The sequence below is a fragment of the Candidatus Nomurabacteria bacterium genome (genome assembly GCA_020632395.1).
In the GTDB taxonomy this organism is placed as follows: domain Bacteria; phylum Patescibacteriota; class Dojkabacteria; order SC72; family JAHDCA01; genus JACKFQ01.
The window spans coordinates 1-23,031 of the sequence record JACKFQ010000008.1 but is presented as its reverse complement, the minus strand read 5'-3'; the positions used below and the strand labels follow the sequence as shown (position 1 = coordinate 23,031).

At 40.9% G+C, this 23,031-nt stretch carries 21 protein-coding genes and 2 tRNA genes; 15 read left to right on the top strand and 8 right to left on the bottom strand.

The genetic code is table 11. From position 1 onward, the window contains the following. The first annotated feature begins 318 nt into the window (after window positions 1-318). The 9 genes from H6763_04235 to H6763_04195 all read left to right on the top strand — a co-directional run bounded on the left by H6763_04235 (window position 319) and on the right by H6763_04195 (window position 9,943). Window positions 319-741 carry an Hsp20/alpha crystallin family protein gene (locus tag H6763_04235; protein MCB9804007.1) on the top strand — a complete coding sequence of 141 codons (423 nt, stop codon included), beginning with the start codon at window positions 319-321 and terminating at the stop codon, window positions 739-741. A gap of 161 nt (window positions 742-902) precedes the next feature. Continuing rightward, window positions 903-2,711 carry an ABC transporter ATP-binding protein gene (locus H6763_04230; GenBank protein ID MCB9804006.1) on the top strand — a complete coding sequence of 603 codons (1,809 nt, stop codon included), beginning with the start codon at window positions 903-905 and terminating at the stop codon, window positions 2,709-2,711. Continuing rightward, window positions 2,708-3,280 carry a methyltransferase domain-containing protein gene (locus tag H6763_04225; GenBank protein MCB9804005.1) on the top strand — a complete coding sequence of 191 codons (573 nt, stop codon included), beginning with the start codon at window positions 2,708-2,710 and terminating at the stop codon, window positions 3,278-3,280. The genes H6763_04230 and H6763_04225 overlap by 4 nt, the downstream gene beginning before the upstream one ends. A gap of 44 nt (window positions 3,281-3,324) precedes the next feature. Continuing rightward, a complete protein-coding gene (locus H6763_04220) occupies window positions 3,325-4,185 on the top strand; it encodes a bifunctional 5,10-methylenetetrahydrofolate dehydrogenase/5,10-methenyltetrahydrofolate cyclohydrolase (GenBank protein ID MCB9804004.1) in 861 nt (286 codons plus the stop codon). Window positions 4,186-4,369: 184 nt separating this feature from the next. After that, window positions 4,370-5,632 (top strand): serine hydroxymethyltransferase, encoded by a 1,263-nt coding sequence (locus tag H6763_04215; GenBank protein ID MCB9804003.1) that lies wholly within the window; start codon window positions 4,370-4,372, stop codon window positions 5,630-5,632. 183 nt (window positions 5,633-5,815) lie between these two features. Beyond that, window positions 5,816-7,426: an FAD-dependent thymidylate synthase gene (locus H6763_04210; protein MCB9804002.1), complete on the top strand. Its 1,611-nt coding sequence runs from the start codon at window positions 5,816-5,818 to the stop codon at window positions 7,424-7,426. A gap of 87 nt (window positions 7,427-7,513) precedes the next feature. After that, window positions 7,514-8,743: a SufS family cysteine desulfurase gene (gene sufS, locus H6763_04205; protein MCB9804001.1), complete on the top strand. Its 1,230-nt coding sequence runs from the start codon at window positions 7,514-7,516 to the stop codon at window positions 8,741-8,743. Beyond that, window positions 8,740-9,117, top strand: a complete 378-nt coding sequence (locus H6763_04200) for an iron-sulfur cluster assembly scaffold protein (protein MCB9804000.1) — start codon at window positions 8,740-8,742, stop codon at window positions 9,115-9,117. Before sufS ends, H6763_04200 begins: the two co-directional genes overlap by 4 nt. A gap of 250 nt (window positions 9,118-9,367) precedes the next feature. Next, window positions 9,368-9,943, top strand: coding sequence for a ribonuclease H-like domain-containing protein (locus H6763_04195; protein ID MCB9803999.1), 576 nt, complete (start codon window positions 9,368-9,370; stop codon window positions 9,941-9,943). 203 nt (window positions 9,944-10,146) lie between these two features. On the opposite strand, the gene H6763_04190 is transcribed toward H6763_04195, so the two are convergent. The 5 genes from H6763_04190 to rpsT all read right to left on the bottom strand — a co-directional run bounded on the left by H6763_04190 (window position 10,147) and on the right by rpsT (window position 14,963). Next, a complete protein-coding gene (locus H6763_04190; protein ID MCB9803998.1) occupies window positions 10,147-11,223 on the bottom strand; it encodes a DNA replication/repair protein RecF in 1,077 nt (358 codons plus the stop codon). A 31-nt stretch (window positions 11,224-11,254) separates the two neighbouring features. Beyond that, entirely contained in the window at window positions 11,255-13,099 is a 1,845-nt protein-coding gene (gene lepA / locus H6763_04185; protein ID MCB9803997.1) for an elongation factor 4, read from the bottom strand. 393 nt (window positions 13,100-13,492) lie between these two features. Continuing rightward, window positions 13,493-13,960 carry a hypothetical protein gene (locus H6763_04180; protein MCB9803996.1) on the bottom strand — a complete coding sequence of 156 codons (468 nt, stop codon included), beginning with the start codon at window positions 13,958-13,960 and terminating at the stop codon, window positions 13,493-13,495. A gap of 102 nt (window positions 13,961-14,062) precedes the next feature. Continuing rightward, the gene (locus H6763_04175) at window positions 14,063-14,593 is read right to left on the bottom strand and encodes a hypothetical protein (GenBank protein ID MCB9803995.1); all 531 of its coding nucleotides are present in this window, start codon (window positions 14,591-14,593) and stop codon (window positions 14,063-14,065) included. 1 nt (window position 14,594) lies between these two features. Next, complete coding sequence (gene rpsT, locus H6763_04170; GenBank protein ID MCB9803994.1) at window positions 14,595-14,963, bottom strand: 30S ribosomal protein S20; 369 nt, start codon at window positions 14,961-14,963, stop codon at window positions 14,595-14,597. A gap of 246 nt (window positions 14,964-15,209) precedes the next feature. Here rpsT and H6763_04165 point away from each other — a divergent pair, with 246 nt between their 5' ends. Both H6763_04165 and H6763_04160 read left to right on the top strand, forming a co-directional pair. After that, on the top strand, window positions 15,210-15,668 hold the full coding sequence (locus H6763_04165; GenBank protein MCB9803993.1) for a hypothetical protein: 459 nt from the start codon (window positions 15,210-15,212) through the stop codon (window positions 15,666-15,668). Continuing rightward, window positions 15,646-16,041 (top strand): fibronectin type III domain-containing protein, encoded by a 396-nt coding sequence (locus H6763_04160; GenBank protein MCB9803992.1) that lies wholly within the window; start codon window positions 15,646-15,648, stop codon window positions 16,039-16,041. The genes H6763_04165 and H6763_04160 overlap by 23 nt, the downstream gene beginning before the upstream one ends. 68 nt (window positions 16,042-16,109) lie before the next feature. On the opposite strand, the gene H6763_04155 is transcribed toward H6763_04160, so the two are convergent. Then, complete coding sequence (locus H6763_04155) at window positions 16,110-17,801, bottom strand: hypothetical protein (protein ID MCB9803991.1); 1,692 nt, start codon at window positions 17,799-17,801, stop codon at window positions 16,110-16,112. A gap of 313 nt (window positions 17,802-18,114) precedes the next feature. On the opposite strand from H6763_04155, the gene H6763_04150 reads away from it, so the two are divergent. Then, window positions 18,115-18,190 (top strand) — tRNA-Ile (locus H6763_04150). A gap of 221 nt (window positions 18,191-18,411) precedes the next feature. Here the strand turns inward: H6763_04150 and H6763_04145 are convergent. After that, on the bottom strand, window positions 18,412-20,919 hold the full coding sequence (locus H6763_04145) for an HD domain-containing protein (GenBank protein MCB9803990.1): 2,508 nt from the start codon (window positions 20,917-20,919) through the stop codon (window positions 18,412-18,414). A 76-nt stretch (window positions 20,920-20,995) separates the two neighbouring features. After that, a complete protein-coding gene (locus H6763_04140; GenBank protein ID MCB9803989.1) occupies window positions 20,996-21,883 on the bottom strand; it encodes a tyrosine-type recombinase/integrase in 888 nt (295 codons plus the stop codon). A gap of 226 nt (window positions 21,884-22,109) precedes the next feature. Between H6763_04140 and H6763_04135 the strand changes: the two genes are divergently transcribed. The 3 genes from H6763_04135 to H6763_04125 form a co-directional block, all read left to right on the top strand. After that, window positions 22,110-22,532 carry a septum formation initiator family protein gene (locus H6763_04135; protein MCB9803988.1) on the top strand — a complete coding sequence of 141 codons (423 nt, stop codon included), beginning with the start codon at window positions 22,110-22,112 and terminating at the stop codon, window positions 22,530-22,532. A 93-nt stretch (window positions 22,533-22,625) separates the two neighbouring features. Further along, a tRNA-Met gene (locus H6763_04130) sits at window positions 22,626-22,700 on the top strand. Window positions 22,701-22,853: 153 nt separating this feature from the next. Then, a partial coding sequence (locus tag H6763_04125) for a Fic family protein (GenBank protein MCB9803987.1) occupies window positions 22,854-23,031 on the top strand: 178 nt, incomplete at its 3' end.

Sequence of the window (23,031 nt, the reverse complement as noted above, 5' to 3'; positions counted from 1 at the left end):
CTCTTTTTTTCAAAATACACATGAGGCAAGGGTCATGGGGGACAAACAAAGGCTGTTCAAAATGAGTGTGCTACAGTTTGAAGTAAAAAACTTCACAAGAAATTCACATTGTGCTTACTGGATAACTCGAAATATGTCTATATGATAAGTAAAAAGGAGGGTTCTTTCCTCTGAATGTCTGTTCATGTATTAGCACTTGACAATCGCATATGCTAATAGTATAAATAGTTACCTTGGGATGGTTTGCCTCAAACTTACTGTGCCAATGGACCCTTTAAAAATAACAATTGATATTTAATTTATTATAGTACTGCGAACATGAATAGAAGATTAACAGTATGGAATCCATGGAGAATGGTTCCCAGGGATGCTTTCGACTGGGATGATTGGGGTTTTGCAGAGTACGATGATGTGCAGATGGATCTCTACGAGGAAAAAGATGACATCATTGTGAAATTGAAAGCACCAGGTTTCGGTAAGGATGATATCAATATCCAGATCGAATCAAACACAATTACTGTAACCGGTAATGTGAAAGAGGAGCGAAAGGAAGACGATTCTTCGAGGAAGTATTACAAAAAGGAGATACGTTCGATGTCCTTCTCGAGATCAGCAGAGCTTCCTACTATGGTGAAGGCTGATTTGGCAAATGCGAAGTTCCAAAATGGTATCCTTACAATTACCCTTCCAAAAAGTGAGGAAGTGAAGCCAAAAACAATCGATATCGATGTAGTTGAATAGAACTAAAAAGCGTATGTAGATCTCGCAATGAAACTAAACACACGCTTTACAGGTCCACACTAGTAAAGAGTCCTAAAGACAGGCTATATGCCTGTCTTTTTTTATGTTCGTCTGCTGTGCTAATATGTGGATGATCTTAAATCAATCCATACCCGTCTTCCATGAGCAAAAACAGGAAGAATATACTTCGTTCTTTAACCAACACCATAGGGTATGTGTATAAGAATGATTTGAAAAAGGCCTTGATCCGTGATTTTGCGTTTGTTTTGATCACGGCGTTGGATATGACAGGAATTGCTGTAGGTGGTAAGTTCATCGACTCTACAGCTGATATTCTGCTTCGAAAGATCCCTGTCAATTCTCTATATGACTATTTTGTGACAGATTCTTTTAGATGGCTTGCAATTATACTCGCAATATACATCGTCACAAAAGCCTTGAAGAATTTCCGACAAGCGACTTATGAACGGATGTTGCGCAAAGTAGATCATACAGCAAGGGTTGAGATGATAAGAAAGATCTCCTCTGAGAACCTCCAAGAAGTAGAGCAGAACAGGTTTCAAGAACTCACCACCTTTGTTCCGGGTTATTCTATCGGGTCGATATTTTCAACCTATGAGGCCTTTACCGAAGTCATCAGACAGAGTATCAGACTTGTATCTTCGATCATCATACTTGGTTCAACAATGGGTTCTTCAGTATTTTTTTTGTTGATCATTGCTATCCCCGAACCACTTATCCAATTCATAGGCGAGAGACGCCTTCGAACTTATCGCAAAGACAAGGTCGAACATGTGAAGTATACCGACTATCTCATGAACACAAGTATGACTATACCGAACTTTCCCGAATTGAGAGTGAACGGTATCTTTAAGACATTGTTAAAGAATTATCGACAGCATGATCAAGAATTCATTGAAGGTGTGACAAAGCGATATGACATGTACTACAGCGATCAGGTAGTGATGTCTGCAACCGGACAGATCTTTATGTATATTTACACAATCTTTGTACTGTTTGAGTCCATTCGTAAGAAGCTTTCTATCGGTGATTTCAAAGCTTTATTTGATTATACCAATGAGGTGTACGAAGCATCGTACAACTTGTTAAGACAGCTCTTGGTGATGTTCGACCAGGTTTCTTACACAACAGAATTCTTTGACCTGATCGAATATAAAGGTTTTGGAGATATGGATCCAACTGGCCGATTGTTAACAAAGGGAACACCACTCATTGAATTGCAAAACTTGGATTTTCAATATCCTGATGAACCTGAGGTTAAAGTATTAAGAGATGTGAATGTGACGATCAAACCCGGTCAGAAAGTTGCGTTTGTAGGAGGGGATGGCTCAGGTAAGAGCAGTTTAGTAAAAACCCTTTGTGGATTGTATGAGATCGTTGCCGGGGATTATGTTTTGGATGGTTTGTCTGTTCGTGAACTAAAAAGAGGGGAGTTAAAAGGGAAGATATCAGTCGCATTCCAAAATTTTGTCAGATACAGCTTCTCACTCCAGGAGAACATCACAATATCAAGCGACAGGGTAAATCTTGATAAGAGATTATATCAACAGGTAAAGAATATAACAGGAGTGACAGAGTTCATGAAAAAAGAAAAGCTAACAGATAAATCGATCTTGGGTAAGGAATTTACCGGTGGAAAAGATATCTCTCCTGGGTATTGGCAGAGATTAGCCATCGCGCGAATGTTATACAGAAATAAGGGTATATTCATCATGGATGAACCATTTACATATATTGACGGACCATCTCAGGAAAAGATGATCAAAGAGATCCTTAAATTCATCGGGAATAAAAAGACACTTATCTACATTACCCAAAATACTGACCATCTGGATATGTTCGATACTGTCTACTACATACATGATGGTAGGATCGTAGAAAGTGGTAGCTACAATCAGTTGATGAAAAAGAAAGGTAAATTTTATAAAGAAGCAAGAGCAAATCAATGACAATTTTACAAATACTCACAATCATCATCATGATATGTGGATATGGTATCGCTTCTGCCATGATCATACGCATATTTATGGTAGCGGTTACTCTGTGGACAGATGTACCATTCGTTCCTAGTGATACTGCATCTCTCAAAGTGGCATTAGAAGCCTTAGATCTAAAGAAGGGTGATGAAGTTGTGGATCTCGGCTCTGGAGATGGAAAATTCATACTATATGCTGCAAAACGATATCGAGATGTGAACTTTACAGGTCTTGAATTAAACAAGGGATTGGTACTCTACTCAAAGATCAATGCAAAATTGATGCGACTGAAGAATGTAAGTTTCATACAGGGAGACATCTTCCAATTTGATATATCAAAATTCACCAAAGTATACCTATACTTGACGAGCACTTTCGTTTCAAAGCTGATGCCCAAGTTCAGAGAGGAGTTACCCTCTGGTGCTAGGATCGTCTCGGTACACTTCGGATTTGGGGAAAAAAATGATTCAGACCCATCAATAACCCATGTGAGTGTTGATAAAATACTTGGTATAGACAGGGTGTCTATTTGGAATAAATAGTTGTACAATCATCTTAATATTTACTCAATTCACAAACTCAGCATATGCAGATCCTTGATGGAAAAAATACAGCACAAAAGATCAATGACTCGATACGAGAACAGATACTTAAAGATCTTGAATCGCTAGGACGACCTCCAAGGATCGATATGATACTGGTAGGAGATGAGTACGGAAGTGCGAAGTATGTTTCGATGAAAGAAAAAAGAGCGTCAGAACTCGGTTTTGACGGAGTCGTACATAGGCTGGAAAAGAGCTCTAAAACAAAAGATGTGAAAAACAAAGTACAGGAATTAAATCTTTTCAATGCAGTAGATGGCTTTATGATACAGCTCCCAATGCCAGACCATATTGATGAGGTTTCAGTACTAGAACAGATCGACCCCAGAAAAGATGTCGATGGACTCACCTCTGTGAATCTCGGTAAATTGTTCCAGAAAGACCCCTCTGCCATCGCATCTGCGACACCAAAAGGGATAATGCTACTTATGGAAAATTATGGAATAGAGCTCGAAGGACTTAATGCTGTTGTAGTGGGTAGGAGCAAGATCGTTGGTCTACCAATGGCAGCGTTGCTCAATGAGGCAAACTGCACGGTCACCATTGCACATTCAAGAACACGCGATCTTAAGTCAATATGCAAAAGGGCTGATATATTAGTATCTGCTGTTGGTATGCCAAACTTTATCACCACTGATTTCATCAAACCTGGTGCAATAGTTATAGATGTCGGTATCAATAAAGCTACAGAAGGCAATATCCCCGTGGGTGATGTCGATTATCTTAAAGTTGCACCGATGACATCATATATCACTCCTGTTCCGGGTGGGGTTGGTCCAATGACGATCTCTGCGCTGATGTGGAATACACTCCACGTGTGGAAGAGTCGGTCTTATGAAAAATAAAGTTTTCAGGATTTCCGATAAACATCCGGATAAAGCTATTTTTCGGTATCTCTCGCTACCAGCCTAAAAACCACAAGCATTTCTGCTAATATGATTGTATAATTTCTGAGCAACAATTTTCTCTTTTCTCTGACCTTGTCTTTGATATAGAGAATAGCAAATAAATTTATCGGATCTGATCCAGATGATGAATTTAAAACAGGTGGATCCCCAAGTTGCTGATGCGATATCAGCAGAAGAAGACCGTATACAACGGCAATTACTTATGATCCCATCTGAAAACTACACAAGTGCTGCTGTTAGACAGGCAGTCGGGTCTGTAGTTATGAACAAATATTCAGAGGGAGAAGTAGGGAAACGGTATTATCAAGGTAACGAGAATATCGATATCATAGAAGGACTCGCACGAAGTCGTGCACTTCAGGTCTTTGGTCTTGACCCTGATGGGTGGGATGTGGAGGTACAATCGGTGACAGGCGCACATGCAAACTCAGCTATTTATTCAGCATTACTTCAACCCGGTGATAGGATGTTAGGGATGTATCTTTTTGATGGAGGTCATCTTTCACACGGATGGAAGATGTCTGAGGAAAGAAAGACGACCCACAATTCTCGAGTGTATGAATCGTATTTCTATCGTGTAGATCCCAAAACAGAAGTCTTTGATTACGACAAGATCGATGAGATCGCCAAAGAAGTTAAACCTAAGATCGTGATATCTGGCGGTACAGCTTATCCTCGCGAGATAGATCATGAAAGACTTGGAAAGATCGCTCATGATATAGGAGCGTATTATTTAGCGGATGTTTCTCATGAGGCTGGTTTAGTTTTGGCAGGTCTAAATAAGCGACCTTTTGAACATGCTGATGTGACGATGATGACCACACGAAAAACATTGCGAGGACCAAATGGAGCTTTGATATTCTCTAGAAAAGATATCTCAACCGAGATTCGTAGATCTGTATTCCCGGGTATGCAGGGGGGACCGTTGAACAACCACATTGCTGGTATAGCCGTGGCCCTACACGAAGCAATGCAACCCGAATTTAAACAATACGCAGAACAGATCATAAAGAATGCAAAGGTATTGGCTGAAGAGTTAATGAAGAAAGGGTACAAGGTAGTTTCGGGTGGTACTGATAAACATCTTGTCTTATTGGATCTGCGACCTCAAGGTCTACTTGGCAAGGATGCTGCTATTGCACTCGAGAAAGCAAATATCATAACCAATGCAAATACTATCCCCAATGATCCTGCCCCTCCAATGAAACCAAATGGTCTTAGGATCGGCACTCCTTGTTTGACAAGCAGAGGAATGACAGAAGAGCACATGGTGTCTGTTGTAAATTGGATGGATCAGGTTCTGAGCTCAATAAATGATGAGAAGTTGCTTGGCAAGTTAGCTCAAGAAGTAGAGCAATTTGCCAGAAAATTCCCTGTTAGGTGAGATATCTGGCAGGTTCTACTTATTGCTACTTAGAATTGATGTAGATGTTAAGCAGAGATCAAGTAGAAATTATGTCGGAATTAAGGGGGATTTAGATAGAAATTAAACAGATGTTAAATAGGAAGTTAAATATAGATCAGATAGATATAAAGTAGAAATTAAATTCAATCAGTAGTAGAAATAATGGCAGTCCAGTACAGATACGATCATCAGTTACAGATAGCCGGTATCCAAAATGATTCAGGTTGGCACCGAATGAATGTGTTGACCCTATTGCAATCACCTGGGAACAAGCAACCTTCTGTAAGTGCTTATCTAGGTGCGAGATATAGTAGAAGCGCAGATTCTGTGTATGACATCGCTGCGGAGGTAATGCGAAAGGGTACTGATGCAGCTTCAAGATTAGAATCGATATTTCATGGATACGGACATAAGTCAGTAGGGGATATGGCAGATGTGTTCATCTGCTTTGAAAACGTTCCCATGATAACTGCGATGAGATTGTTCAATACCAATCTAGTTATTGCCGGTCAGGAGAGATCCACGAGATTTCAGAACTTTGAAGATCCACAATTTATCGACCTACCTTTAGATATCGATGTCTCACCTGAATTGAGGGAAGAGTATGGTGCGATCATACATGAGTGGATGAAACACTATCGAGAGATGTTACCAAGCACCCAAGATGCGTTAGGTGAATTCTTTGAGGTCGATCGAGAGGATCCTAAACAAGCTTCTGTATTGATGGCTAGGACATTCGATACCGTAAGGTATTTTTTGCCTTTGGGACTGCAGACAAGTTTGGGTTATGTAATGTCGGCAAGGTCATGGTCTGAACTTATATCAAGATTGCGTGGAAGCAATCAGCGTATCGATCTAGAACTTGGAGAGATGTTATATGAACTCCTTGTATCAAATGACGAATTGACCTCAAAGGGATATGTTCCCGAAGTAGACGGGTTGATCCGACATGCAGATGCAAATAAGACTCAACGAGAGATGTTCCTCAAGGCTTGCGAGTACTTGAGTTCGGTCGGGTTGGATACCCTCGGGGGTATAAAGATGCCTGAGCTGTCAAGGATAGGGCAGTATCTAAAGGTCGGGAGGAATCCGGATCCAGTAGATTCCTTCATTCAGCATATGTTGCTTTTGCTATTCCCGTTATCGACAGAACATAAGATATTGACTGCAAATGAAAGAACAGAATTAGGCAAGATATTCTTTGAATTCCATAATCACCATAAATTAGCGGGAAATATTGCTCAATCAGGTGCATATATGATCGATGGTATGGCAGATCAAGGGGTCTTGAAAGACCTTAACAGGCATAGGAGCTTTGAAAGGTTTGTACCGTTATGGGACAATTCCGTAGATATGACCCAAGAATTAGATCGTAACCCTGAGAACTCATTCTTTTTATGTGAATATCTTTACAATACAGGTTTTGAATCTCTCAGGGGAGAATTCTCCGATAGGATGACACAGGTATATGATCGTATCCAGAAATGGCACACAACTGCATTAAAGGAGCTTGGTGAAGATCTTGCAAGGGAGTTCACACGCTATCTGCTCCCACATGCCCATGCTACTAGATATAGGTTCTACGCCTCCTTGGACGACCTGCAATACACCATAAACCTACGAACACGCAATGGCGGGCATATCGCCTACAGGAAGCACACATATGATTGGCTGAGAGATCTGGTGGTCTTAGATCCATTCTGGAAGGGTTTGGAGAAAAAGCTCCCGAAGGTTGATGCCGAGAGTAAGGAACAGTTTATGGATAGGTCGTAGGAGGATGTAGTGTTCTGAATATGGGTCGCATATTTGTGTTATGCACTCTGTTGCCAACACCACGCTATTTTGCTGTATAATACATGTGTGGATGACATCCGAAGCCAGTTCCCGATCCTTCAACGGGAGGTGAACGGCAAACAACTCGTATACTTGGACAACGCTGCGACCACGCAGAAGCCTAAACAGGTCATTGATTCCATCACCAACTATTACACAAACTACAATGCTAACGTACATCGTGGACTCCACACGCTTTCAACTGAGGCTACAAACGCCTACGAGGAAGCCCATCGCAAAGCAGCTGACCTGATCGGTGCAACTCCTGAGGAGGTTTTCTTTGTCTCTAATGCAACAGAAGGATTGAATTTCATATGTAATACCGTTGCTGAGCAGGGTCTAGAAGAGGGGGATGTTGTAGTGATAACAGAAATGGAGCACCACTCGAACATTGTGCCTTGGCAGATGGCCTCTCGACGGAAGAAATTTAAGTTAGAGTGGATACCTGTCACCGAATCCGCTTCCGGATTAGATCTTTCATATCTAGAATTCTTGGTACGAAAATACCGTGAGAAGTTGAAATTAATATCTTTTGTACATATTTCTAATGTTCTTGGTGTAAAAACAGATGTAAAGAAGGTTGTGGAGATAGCAAAGACTGTAGGAGCTTTGACAGTTTTAGATGCAACACAGACCGTTGCCCATACACAGATCGATGTAGGAGAACTTGATATCGATTATCTGGTATTTTCTGGGCATAAAATGTTTGGTCCAACAGGGATCGGAGTGGTATATGGAAAGCACGAACTGCTTGAGGAAACCGAACCATGGCTCGGTGGCGGGGATATGATATCAAAAGTATGGAAGAACGGTGCCGAGTGGGCAGAGCTTCCTTGGAGATTTGAGGCTGGAACTCCAAACATCGCAGGAGGAGTAGGGTTGATGTCGGCGATCGATTGGATGGCTAATAATCTTCTGATGACTCAGGTCGAGGCACATGAAAAAGCTCTTACGAAGATTGCTGTAGAAGGGCTTAAGCGAGATAGTCGTATCAAGATCTTTGGACCAGATGATGCGGATAAAAGGAATTCACTTGTAAGTTTCGTTGTGAATGGTATGCATCCTCATGACGTATCATCCATGTTGGATGAATATGGTATCGCGGTCAGAGCAGGTTATCATTGTGCAGAACCGTTACATAAACGATTTAATATGCAACCTACGGTAAGGGCAAGCTTCTCTGTATACAATACAGAAGACGAAGTTAAATACTTCTTGGAGATACTGGATAAAGTTATCAGTGAATTTGTTGGATGAATACAACTTCTCTATATAAAGAACACGTTATAGATCATTACAAAGATCCTAGAAATTGGGGGAGGATGGATAACTATACCCACTATGCAAAGGTCGAAAATTCCTCATGCGGTGATGAAATGGAGCTATTTATTGAGGTTAATGATGGTGTGGTTAAGGATATCCGATATCTAGGAAGGGGTTGTGCGATAAGTATCGCTACTATGTCCATGTTCTCAGAGATCCTTAAAGGAAAGCAGTTGGACGATATAAAGAAGCTTTCTGAAGAAGACGTTTTATCTTTGGTAGGTATGAATAGCGATAGCGGTCGCAAGAAGTGCGCACTTCTTAGCCTGTCAGCATTAGAAAAGGCTCTGGAGTCTAAAGAGATCTAGCACTTGATGTTTCTGAAGCTCCTGGCTTAATAACATCACCTGTTCTTTAATTCATCATATGAACCGTCATTTCGTTAATCATACCACTTGTCACTTATTCACTTATTCGCTCATTCACTTATTCACTTATTCATCATATCACCCGTGATCTCACTCACCCATTCATCTGTGCATTCATTCTCTGATCTACCCATTACTGTTTGGATTTGATGTATAATCGTTGTGCTAATTTTCATAATAGAAATCGATCGTGATATTTCTTGATATTGAAACCCAAAATGATTGGTCAGGAGAAGACATCTTTCGGATAGAGGAGATGCGTGTTTCATATGTCGGAGTAATTGATGATGAGGGTAGGGAGTATGATTTTTGGGAAGATGATATGGATAATCTTATGAAACTGATGTCTCTGTCCGACATGATCGTACATTATAACGGTTTCACTTTTGATATGCCGGTATTAGCAAACTATCTTGGGGATACTGTTCTGAAATTGCCTCAACTTGATCTGATGGTTGCTGTTGCGAAAAAGATCGGCTTCCGTCCAAAATTAGATGACCTGACAAAAGCGACTTTGGGTCATGGGAAGATAGGTAAGGGATATGATGCGGTCAAATACTGGGCATCAGGCGATCTGGAGAATCTAAAAAAATACTGTTTGGAGGATGTTCGATTAACAAGACAGATATATGAATACGGAATACAGAACGGATCGATAAAGTATTTCGATAAAAATGGTTTCTTAACTGAAACAGACATCGATTGGTCTTTGGGTGAAAGGGTTGCATCTAAAAGTGAAGACGAGGATGTGATCAGTATGTTCTGAACTTTATATTCTGAGGTTTCTTGTCTCCTGATCATGCTTACAAATATGCAGAATATTAGATCCCGATGATATATCCGTTCCTGATGATCCTTACAAATATGCAGGATACTAGATCCCGATGAAATATCCGTTCCTGATCATGCTTACAAACCAGTACGAACCCTCCGTACAGATGAGATTTACACCACGAGGTTCGCTTTACATTAGGCTTTGAGCTCTATTACTTTGGCATTGTCTAAGACCTCTTGTGGAAGATCATGCAACTTGATCGTAGTGATGATGGTTTGTTGCTTTGATATCAGATCCTTATCAAGAATGGATGTAGTATTGCGATCATCGAGTTCGGATGATATATCATCGAGCATTAGCAAAGGGTAGAATCCATTCTTCTCGTTATAGATCTCTTGAGATCTAAAGATGATCCTTCCGATAGCCAGACGTTTCTCTCCTCTAGAACCTTCGGATCTGATATCTTTTCCTGCGTCTATTCCCCAATCGTCACGGTGTGCACCGATAGTAGTATGTCCAACAGCGATGTCTCTTCTCACACGCTCCATCATGGCGTTAAAATGATTGCCTTGGAGGGAGCCAAGATCTGCTAGAGATTCGAAACCTTCCAATTGTAGGGAGGGTCTGTATTCCATCCTAAAATCATCATCAAACATCTGCTCTATGTAATTGATCCTAGCACTCATGACATTAGCGGAGAATTTTGACAATAGTTCACTCCAGTATCGCAATTGACGGTCGTCACTCATAACCTCTCCGGTCTCATAGAAGTGTTTTGCTAATCTTTTCACGTAAGAATTGCGTTGTTTTAATACTCTGTTGAATTTCGAAAGGAGTTCTTCATAATCTGGATCGACTTTTAGTATCAGGGAATTTAGAAAATCCCTGCGTTGTTGAGGAGAGATCATCAACTGCTCGATCTGCTCTGGGCTAAATATGGTTGAGGCTACCAACTCACGGAATTTTTTCTTTGTGGTTCTGTGCCCGTCAATTATGTACTGTTTCGAACCACCATTTTGAAATAGTGCATAAGTCCTAGTATCCCCATCCTTCACAATATCCGCCTCGATCCTGAAATAAACATCATCTGTAATTGTATTTCGATACAGATGTTGCAATTCGGAAGTAAAAGGAGAGTGGTGATTGGTAATGAAGTGTAGAGCTTCGAGGATGGTGCTTTTTCCGACAGCATTATCACCGTGTATAACGACCAGATCGCTATCGAGATCAAATTCGACTTTCTCGAACTTACGGAAATTAGTGAGTTTCAACCTTCTGATCAATACATTGAGTCGGTTCAGCTTATGTCTTGAGGATCGCAAGAAAAGCTTCTTGTGGGATATTTACTTGTCCTATCTGTTTCAGGCGCTTTTTCCCCTTCTTCTGCTTTTCAAGTAGTTTCTTTTTCCTCGAATAGTCACCACCATACAATTTTCCTGTAACATCTTTTCTAAATGCTCGGACATCCTCTCTTGCAATAATCTTACTGCCGATAGCAGCTTGTAATGGGACTTGAAATTGTTGACGTGGGATAACCTCTTTCATAACCTCCAACAACTTTATTGCTCTTGATCTAGCACCATCTTTTGTCTCAAGGAAACTAAGCGATGGGACCTCTTCCTTATTTACAAGAACTGCAACTTTCACAAGGTCTACTGGGAAGTAGTCTATCAATTCGTATTCCATTGAAGCATATCCACTGGACAGATTTTTCATTTGATCAAAAAAGTTTGAGACTAGAGATGCAAGTGGGATATCGTACTCGATCACCATGTACTGTACGATCAGGTCAGAGGTTGATGCGTCATTGATGAATTTCGTATTCACAAACGAACCCCGTCTACTTTGACACAATTCCATTAGCGGACCCATGTATCTTTGTGGAGTAAGGATCTCTACTCTAACCCACGGTTCATTGATCTCCTCGATCTCCGAAGGATCAGGCATCTCCTGAGGGGTTTGGATCTCAAGCAGTTCTCCGTTGGTCTTTTTGATATGGTACTCAACTGTCGGAGCTGTAATGATAAGGGAAACGTCATATTCCCTCTCCAGTCGCTCCTGAATTATCTCCATATGCAACAAACCCAAAAAACCGCATCTAAACCCTGACCCAAGTAGGTTACTTCTCTGTTCTGTAAATGTCAGAGCGGCATCATTGAGCGAGAGTTTATTCAGTCCGATCCGCAGATCTTCATAGCCATCAGGTTCTGTCGGAAAAAATGTCGCATATACATTTGGTTTTGGAGGGTTGTAGCCAGGTAGGGGTAGGGTTTCAGGGTTATCTGAGATAGTATCTCCAACCGTGAAATAACTAATATCCTTCAACCCAGTACCAATATATCCGACCTCCCCAGCTTTTAATGCCCCAACTTCTTCAAGATCTGGAGCAAAGATCCCAATTTCGCTAGGCTTGAATTCTTCTTCTCGTCTGAGCAAATGTAGTGTAGGAAGCGCATTACTATTTCCATATGATTGACCATCTCTCCCAATCTGACCATCGACGACCCTTACAGCAACTACAACTCCCTTGTATTCATCATAGAAACTGTCAAATATCAATGCCTGTAGTGGTTCATCTATCCTTCCAGTAGGAGAGGGACACCTTTCAATGATCGCATCCAGTAGCTCCGGAACTCCTTCACCAGTCTTTCCTGAAACTTTAATGATCTCTTCAGGTTGAAAACCTAAGATCTCTCTTAATTCCAAAACTCGTTCCTCAATGTTTGCTGTCTCAATATCTATCTTATTGATCACCGGAATCAATTTGAGACCGAGTTCTAAGGCTTTTCTTGTATTTGATATCGTTTGCGCCTGTATACCCTGTCCAGCATCAACCAGTAGCAATGCAGCTTCGCATGCGGCAAGAGACCTCGAAACCTCATAAGAGAAATCTACATGACCAGGCGTATCGATCAGGTTTAACTGATGACCCTTCCACACCATACGGGCTGCTTGAAGTTTTATAGTGATACCTTTTTCCTGCTCAAGATCCAACCGATCGAGCACGCGCTCCTTTCCTCTCGAGCGTATCTGCTGATGCATAGTATCCTCAAGCATTCTATCTGCCAGGGTAGACTTCCCATGATCAATATGGGCTATGATGGAAAAATTCCTTATGTTCTCAAAATGTGAGCCTTCTGTTTTCATTCTCTTGAATCGTTGTAATGTGAATCTGCAATCTTGACGATTTTGCAAGGATATTCTAATCTTTTACCATCTTAGAGTCCAGCTCGCGATGCGATGCATGATCATAGTCGAGCAGCAGATATTTTGGAGAAAGTTCTCGACGATAAATGTTTGTCGCTACTCGCCAACATTCCACGTCTCTTCTATCAAATTTGATAAATGCTCCCATACATCCCACTCAGCAGGTTTCTTTTACGGTCCTGATGGATCCTTATAGAGCATGGTGTGATAAGGGTAGTATATACTGTCGATACTATGAAAAAAAGCTTGTTGTTTGAATCGTAATGAGCGTTGGAGATGAGTCTGTGAGGGTGTTGTTTCTGAGAGGTGATATTCAAACCTTCGCACTATAAGTTAGCGGGACAGGATCAGCAACCCAAGCTCTTCCGAATAATTAATATTCACATCATTCCTCACATCAATACTAAAGATCGCAGATTCGCCTGATGCAACAGTAAAACTTCTAGGAAATGTAAAACCTTCCTTATCCTTGATGATGTAATTTGTATTATCCTTCAAAATCCCGATCTGAGAAGATTGCTCAACTGAATATTTCACAGAAAAAGTTATCTCGATATCAGAATCAGTAGGATTCGTCACCTGCAGTATAGGCTTTGCATAAATACCAGACTCTCTGTTGATCAATGTTGTGTAATAGTGGTAGGAAGAAGTATCAATACCAAGAAGACGCTCATTTGTAATAAATTCATGACTTCCTCCGATGTCCTGGATCCTAACATGTCCATCTGTGGACACACCAAGCACATTATCAGGTGGTACATCAGGAGATCCGTACTGCGGTGTCAGGTTGAACAAAGTCATTATAGGAATGACAAATATCCCGATCAGAAGCAACAGCTCGAAGGGCTCGAGGTAAGTGCCATATCTCTGCAATTGTCGTTTTATCTCTCGTTTGACCATATTCTAGTATAGACTGTTCTTATCAGTAGGGTACAGTTTTTCGATCTCCATCTCAAATGTTCGTACCAATGCCCACATGAACAATATTCCAGTAACAAAAGCTGTAACACCGATCCAAGAATAAGTTTCGCCCCTTAAGGTATTCGCAATAATCACTGCATCGCTCGCCAACAGAAAAAGGACCCACACAAAAACCTTTAGAAAAACACTGTTTTTATCAGTTATCCATTTGACCAGATTTAGTTTTGTTAGCTTGACGATGGTTCTAGGGTCATCGGCAGAGCGCGTATAAAGGGTAAATCTGAGGTAGATATATGCACATATAGAAGTCATGACCAAAAGAAGTACTAGGTCAGAAATTGAGTTGGCCAAGATAACATTATCTCTTTCATTGATGAGCAACTGCACTGTAAAGGGGAATTGTATCTCATTGTCTATGAATATTTGCATATCGTAAGCGACGATCGCAAGATATAATCCAAAGACCTTAGATACGATCATTATCGCAGCTGGCAGGAACGAGATTTTAAGCATTCTATTTAGTAACTTTGACATCGGGGGCAGTCAGGTCGTTAAGTTTTTTGCTCAGCAACGATTTTTTCCTTGATGCTGTGCCTTTCTTAATGATACCACGCTTGGCTGCTTTGTCTAGCATTTTTTGTGCTCTAGGAAGATTCTCTTCTGCAGTCTTTGCGTCACCTGACTCGATCGCCTTCTTGTAGCTCTTTACAGAATCCTTTAGTCTCCTGCGAATCCTGTTGTTGTTGGCTGTTCTCTTTTTACTTTGTCTCAGATCTTTGATCGAGGCTTGTAGATTTGGCATAAGATCGAAAATATAGCTAAATTCTGGGAGATTATATAGGGATTGGATTTTTTTGTAAACCGTTGCGGTGTGATCGAACATGTTTTTTTGAGATAAAACGGTAAGATATCGACTAGAACCAGCACCTGATGTATTTGCTCTTCGCGGAGATGCTCCAGAAAGTTTCGACTTCTTAGATCTATAACATTACCGATCATTAAATTTGCTAAGTATGAAGTTCGACCCAAACTGATTTCCAATGGATGTTGATATTTAACTGATCAGATAATTCATATTCAAATGGAGCATCTTCTTGTTGAGTAGCCCGAAGGCTGTTACTATATACATATGACTGATAGTTTGAGAAAAAAGATATTTTTGATAGGCTTCCCTCTGATCAGTTTTTTAATGATAGGGTTTGCCTATCTTTCACGAGATGAGCAACTCGACCCAAGAACTAAAGCAGGAGATGTTCTTCTGGATGATCAGTCTGCTTACAGTATCATTACGGGTCTTCCACATCTTGTTTCTGTTGCACCAAAGAGTGCTATAGTAGGAAAGGAGTTTCGGTATTTCCTTAAGGTTGTGGACTCTGATACGCCTAATGATCAGTTGTCAGTCACCGTGATATCAGCCCCTACTTGGATGCAGTTTGATGATACCCAGCTAGTTCTTTCAGGTATTCCTGCCTTTGGTCAGAGCGATACGCAGAGGGTTGTGCTGTCAATATCTGATGGGAACAATGTTGTCCAAGAAAGTTTTTATCTATTAATACTCGAAAACAGTGAAGAAGTTGACCAGCTTTAGTACAATTTTCCTTGTGATCCTTCTGGTTCCGTTCCTTTATTTCTTTGTCAGGGATACGGTTCAGGTAGAAGGTGCAGATAATGTGGGGGGTTGTACGCCTCATTCACTAGAGATAGTTCCGTCAAGGTTTTCTGTGATGGTGAATTGGAAGACAGCTGATGAATGTACAGGGTATGTTAGATATTCATTAACTGTACAGGATAAGAATGGCACGATTGCGAGTAGTGATGGCGGTTTTCTGCCATCAACCGATCATAGTGTAGTGATAAAGGATTTGAAGCCACAAACGATCTATTATGTTTCTATCATTTCAGATGAGATCAGGTATGGGGAGGATGGGAATCCGATAAAGCTCCGTCCCGCTAACTTATAGTGCGAAGGACGGAGCGGAACACTGCGCTTTACTATGACTGTTTACAATATCCCACCTCGTACTATAAGTTAGCGGGACGGGGTGATCTTCTCCTTCTTGCGGAACTTCCTTTCGAAGTATTCACGAGGATTGGTGATCCTTAAGTATGCCATTCGCAGGGATTCTGCGATTGAAGTTGAAAGTCTTGCCGGTGTGGATGTGAGCAGATCCTCTGCGATTTTCTCTCCTACAGATGTAGCGTATATTGCATAAGCGATAAGGATCGCTCCAAATCCTGCAATGATCTTGGTAGGTAATTCGCCGAATATCGCTGTTTGAGGTGTCGTACAGCTTTGTGCGACGCTGAAAACCAGCTCTGTTCTTAAAGAGGAAGCGTCAACTGGATTATTCAGAGGTGTTATCACAACTTCGTTTTGAACATCACCTGTCAAGGCATTAGGGCCGGCTAATGCACTAAATTCTATAGTCATAGTATCTCCTGCTGCAATGGACCAACCATCCTCTGTTGACCAAGTGATCTCTTGAGAATTCCCGATCGTCTGAACTTCTGTATATGCATTCGCATTATCTTGTATTCCGTTTATCACGGATGAACCTGCCACATATGTGAATCCAAGAGGCAGTTTGTTTACTATCTGAAGTAGATCCTCATAGCTACTGTCGGTATTTGTTATGACGATCCTGAGATTCACCCGGTCATTGGGAGAAACCCTCTCTACACACGTAGCTCCGGATACTGAAACGGTGAATGCCGAAGTTTCATTGATCGGTTCTCCACTAGGATCAGGATCGGTTCCTGGCTCGGGGCCTGGTTCTGGACCAGGTTCGGGTTGTGGCTCAGGTTGTGGTTCGGGTTGTGGTTCGGGTTCTGGTTCGGGCTCCGGTTCGGGTTCTGGTTCGGGTTCCGGTTCGATAGCACAATCTTTAGGGCTGTTACAAACGTTTTCACCTTCTTTTTCATCACAGATACTATCAGAGATATTTGTTAAGCAGATAAAGCAGTTTGGAACTTCGACCAAGCATTGGTCATCTATGTTCGGGATCGAACAGTTATTTACTTTCACCAACCCCTCACAACAGTCAGGAACTGGAACTTTACAGGTTTCTCCATCATTGATATTTGCACAGAAGTCGGTCTGGGTCTCTCCAGCAGCAACACAAGTTTGTTGTGATGGGTCAGGAGCTTCTAGGGATAATTCAAAGATTCCAGGAAGGCATGACAGCACACGAGTTATCGGTTCTAACTCTCCGTCAAGTGCTTCACCGTATGGTACGACAGATACTGTAAGGGAAGTAGTTCCTTCGGGTAATTTATCCCAATCACTAAAAACGAATTCTGGATAGTAAATCATGAATCCCGCTAACGTCTCAGATCTTACAGGATTGTCCGGGTCATCTACTTTTACTACATACTCAAGCTCGTCACTATTGTTGATAGTGAAGTGAAATTCTCGAAAATCGACCTCAGGTTTACCTGTAGATTCAAGTATTGCTGTTTGGAATTCTGCTCCAATAAGGACATCTTGGTCAATATTTATCGGGTCGCCTGCAGGAGGCTTCACCCATGAATTTTCAACTTCACCAGGAATTTTTAAAGAGATCTCATTACACTTATTCTGTCCTAGGCTTGCACCTGTCGTATCTGGGGTTACATCATCGATGCTAGAATAGTACATAGCGGTACCAACTGCTATGATTCCTAATAGCCCTGCTAAGGCTAAAACTGCAATTACAATTACTTTTGTATTCTTTTTATTCATCAGGAACTAGTATGATTTACATGTTCAGTTTAACAGAACCTTGAAAAAATAGTCAATTTCCTTACAGAACAAGTTTCTTCCGAAGCTACAGAAAAAGATAGCCAAAATTCATCTACATCTATAGACCACCATACCTAAGCCCAAATTACTGGCAACTCGAACACATTATTGGGGGAATATTGTACTTCCTTAATTAAAGAATATCTCCAATAAATTAGATTTATCTGAAATTGTCGGAAGAAATATTGGTCTGAGCGTATCAATTTGTTGTAAATGACTTACTCATGGGGTAAAATTGCGTGAATTAGTAAAAGGGCGTGTAGCTCAGGGGTTAGAGCGCGGTTCTTATAAAGCCGATGTCGGTGGTTCGATTCCACCCTCGCCCACCATCTCATATCCAACAACGGTATGCCCAATATGTACATATAGTCTAATGAAAATGGGGCATATTCCGAAAATGCCGTAGATATATTGCATAAAGTAGGGCTGTTAAACTCCGAGTTTCTAATGCACGCGATCTCTATATGTATGAAGTAGAGTTGATATATGCCGTATGCGTGGTGTAACTGGGATTTACAGTATAAGGCGTATGTGCTCGATTTTTGCTATCTCATATACCTCGGAATTCGATATCAGGGTATTGGGCATTTACCATCTGGATGATCCTATGCTTTCTCTTAAGATCTTTTACTGGAAGGAGAACCATTTCAACATCTGCTAACGAAACACCCTTTAGGATATTTGCTTCGACATATGAGTTGATAATACTCACAGGGTTAGTTTCTAATGAGGTTCTAATAGGATTGTCACGCAATTTTTCATACAGATACTTTGCCTCTTCGTATGCCATAGGATAACTTCGGTGTTCCCAGAATGAGTCTAATAATACGAACAGTGTCCTCTCTACGATTTCATCTTTGAAAACTAGTACAACACTGCCATACCTATAAGAAGTGAAAAGATCTGTAGGGGAGGGTATGTGTCCTAATATACCAGGGTCTGCAAAAATATCATCTAGGTTTTGAAGTGCCCCATAATATACATGGTCGTTTAAGATGTTGGGTCTTCTAATGAGCATATGTCTTTGGAGTACTCCTCGATATTTCGTTCGTCGATTGTAGTTTGTACCATAGCTATGCTTGATAATGAAAGAACGGTCTTTGTATGAGAGTATATTCCACATGGAGAGGATTGTAGAGCCATTTTTAATTATCCCTTCGAGGATCGATAGATCAGAAATGTATGACATGATCTTATAATTCTTTTTGGTCTTTACCAGAGCACGGTATTTTGAGGGTTCAAGTACTCGCCTGAGGTTCTGTTCCGAATTCTCTTTTCGCATGATCAGAGCGATATCATGGATATTTTTTTCTTGTAGAGATGTGGCAGTATGCTTAAGTACAAGGTCTTTTATCTTGGTATCTTTTAATTCACTAAGGATTTCTTGTGATATCGAATACTTCAGCTCAAGATTCATGTGAGATGGTAGAAGGTAGTTACGTACTACTAGATCTATCTTTTCCCCACGCTTTGAACACCTGAGCAGGTATCTCTCAAGTTCGATAAGATGCCTACTAGAATTCAGCGAATTTCCATCATACAGATTGAATATATCGAGATTTTGGTTTACGAGTGCACCAGGAAACTCATTCATACCCCCTAGGGTACCAAAATCTTGTTGCCACAATCTCGAACACCGACACACCTCTAGATCTAGTTCGTCATGTTTTTCATCTATCTCGGCGAGATCGTTCAGATATGAAATTATCTCAGTGAGTTGAGGAAGTGTTAGCTCGATCTTTTCAAGGATCTGTTCGATGAATTTCAGAATATAATCAAGCATATGCTTGGCTCTGTCGGTATCTCCATCATCAAGTAACCTGACAGCACTTCTGATCCATCGTTCCACCGCAACGACCCAAAGCCACTTCTGCCAAGACACCTGGTCCTCTGGGAATGAGAATCGTAGGCGTTGGTAAAGTCGATATCTTCGCCCAAAACTTTCCAGGAACAACCGCTTACTTTGAAGATCGGTAAAAGCCAGTAACATTATCAATTTTTGGAATTCCCTACAGTAAGCAAGGTGCTCTACAACAGCCCTCTGGACATGTCTGTGTGGGATCATGGCCTCTACTGAGATAAGCTGATATAGGTCACTATTTGGGATCTCAAATTCACAGCGCGGTTCTTTTGAGACGTTGTCATATAATTTTCGGTATAAACCTTTGAGTGCAAAGTGGATCGTCTGGTCAGTCAAACCAAGTCGCATATTTTGAGAGATCGAAGTTCGAGCGGCTTGCACAAAGAGTTCATGAAGTACTGGTGATGGAGAATCTTTAGTCTGTTCTACCAATAGTTCGAGCCTCCGTTTTATTGTCCTTAGATCTTTAAATCGCAGAGTTCCCTTGTTCAATCTATGGATTAGGTTCTTGCTTGATGAATCCAGATCTGTAAGTGTTGATTCGACATTATTAAGGTATCTATTCAGGTATCTCCGGGTAATTTGTACTTCGGTTCTACTTTTGACCTGGCTTGGAAGTAGGTTAGATAAGCGATCAGAATCTCTCAAGGTAATGATCATGATGTTGAAGGGGTCCTTTTCCTCTTGACGTATAGAACGCCAGTCAGCATGGAATTCTTTTGCGAATTCGATCAGTTCATGGGTTTCAGGAAGACGAATATAATCCGCTTTTATCTTCCCTGTAGGTAAGCGATAGCGATCTAGTGCATCTGCATCCTTAAGTATCCTTAATTCTAAGGAGGATAGATCACTGTCAGGAAGGTTGTGGAGTCTGCATAATACCTTGATCATCTCGATCTGGCTATCTAGCAGTTCAGGTGCTAGTGCTGGCAATATCTCGTTGACCCAAGTTGCAGATCTGATCCCATGTTTTGGATCCTTTAGGTCGTTCCTTCTGCCGATATCATGAAAAAGTGAAGCAGCGCTAAGTACATCAAGGTCAATTTTATCAGCGTAATATGAACGCCCGATGTACATCGCATATATCCATACTCTGAGGACGTGATCTATTCCGTGAAAGCGACTTCTGTTTCGCTGATAAGCTAATCTGAGAATATCTGGGTGAGGGAACCAATAGCTGTTGATATCATCTGCCATCGACTCAAGGATAGAAGTTAACCTAGCTCATATATTTATACAAGTATTAGTATACACTAGACCGGGTGATGAGTGATCAAAGTTCTTTGAGGTTCTTTTCCTGATCTTCTTTTTCAGCACGGATCAGGTTTAGATATTTTTCTGTGGTAGATAATCTCTTGTGTCCAACAAGTTTTGATACTGTTACCAAGCTTACTCCATTTGCAAGGTGATGAGCTATAAAGGTATTTCTTAGGTCATTTACTTTTGCATTTTTGATCCCTGATTTCTCAAAAGCTTTATCTATCGCAGTTCGGATATTTCTGACAAGAAGAGGTCGACCGTTTTTTGTGATAAAGAGTGTGTCATCGTCGGATTCAGGTCGTACTTTAAGGTAGTCTTGGATAGCTTGATATGCTGAATTGTTTAAAGGAACCTTCCTGGAAGGGTGGCTTCCTTGATTCTTGATGTATATGTATCTGATGCCTGATTTCGATTCCTTGACATCTTCCAGGCTCAGGTTTGCAAGCTCACCGATCCGGATGCCTGTTTGTAGTAGAAGCTCAACTATGGAATATAATCGGACATCAACCCGACTTACATCTCTCAACGCCCTGTACTCCATCTCAGAAAGAACTCTAGGAGGCTTTACATCAAATTTTGGGTGTGCGAGCTTTTCAGCGGGATTATCATTGATCTTTCCACTCTCCAACAAGTACTTGTAGAAAGTACGAGTACTATTGATCTTTCTAGAAACACTTTTTGGAGTGTAGTTGTTTTCTTGAAGATCCGTTTTAAAGGATTCAAGGTCATCTATAGTAATACTGTCGATGCCTGTCGTACCTTTAGAACTTAGAAAATTTAATAACTGTTCGATATCCTTGGCGTAGGCTATAACGGTCGACTCTGAGCGACCTTTTTCAGTTAACTCGTCTACAAACCCTTTATGGAGATCTCGAAATGTCTGGTTTTGTACCTCTGCCATCTTACTATATTCGACATGTAAAATATCTTGGTATAACAACTATAGCGATTATAGCATAAGTTATCTTATGGGGCAATGCAACAACCTTCTCTAGTTTATATCTCATAATCTATATATAATTAAATTAGATGATATATAAAGGGGAACTATATCTAGATGACAGGTGTTAAAATAGGTAATAAATTGATGAATTAAATGATTTTATGCTGTGGTTGAGAGAAATTCAGTGAAAAATAACAGAGTCAAGGCTCAAAAGCGTGGTCCGATCAGATATATCACCTTGTTAACAGCTCTTTTCATGTCAGGTTTCCTACTTTTCCAGATCTGGAGATCCTACACTTTGACTTTTCAAAAACTGGAGATACTTGATCAGGCAAAAGAAGAGGTCGAACAGCTAAGATTGAGAAATGTAGAGTTGGTCCTGATGAGTGAAAAGGTCGTCACAGAGGCATATATCGAATCACAAGCAAGGGATCGCCTGAACTATGCTAAGGATGGGGAATTGCTCTATATAATTCCAGAGGAGCTACTTGAGGATCCTGACCTTAATGATTATATTGATTCACTACAGTATGGATATCAACCTGTAGATACAAAGCCTCCTGATGTTTTGACAGAATGGTTGGAACTGTTTCAATTTGGGATCTGAAATTTATGCTTTTTTGAATCGGCTAAGTTTGATATTCATCAACTCATACTATATAATCCCTTCAGTACCCATGGCATCACAATACTAGATCATCGCGGGGTAGAGCAGTGGCAGCTCGTCAGGCTCATAACCTGAAGGTCGTCGGTTCGAATCCGACCCCCGCAACCACGTCGGGATACACTCCGTTTATCGGAAATAAATTTCATTTATTCGTAAGTACATCATCCATCAGGGAGAAGAAGATTCAGGACAAACTTTGTTTTAAGAGCCGAAACCCCGACCGTAAGGTCGCAGGAGTGGCTTCATGAGGATTTACCTGACTTGCTTTACGTTTGGGAAAATTTTTGGCATAACAAAGAGATAAAAGTACCTGTTTTGATAAAGATTGCAATAATGCACTATCAGTTCGAGACTATCCATCCATACAATGACGGTAATGGTAGGTTAGGTAGATTGCTTATGATATTTCAATTAATCGAAAGTAGCTTCTTGGATAAAC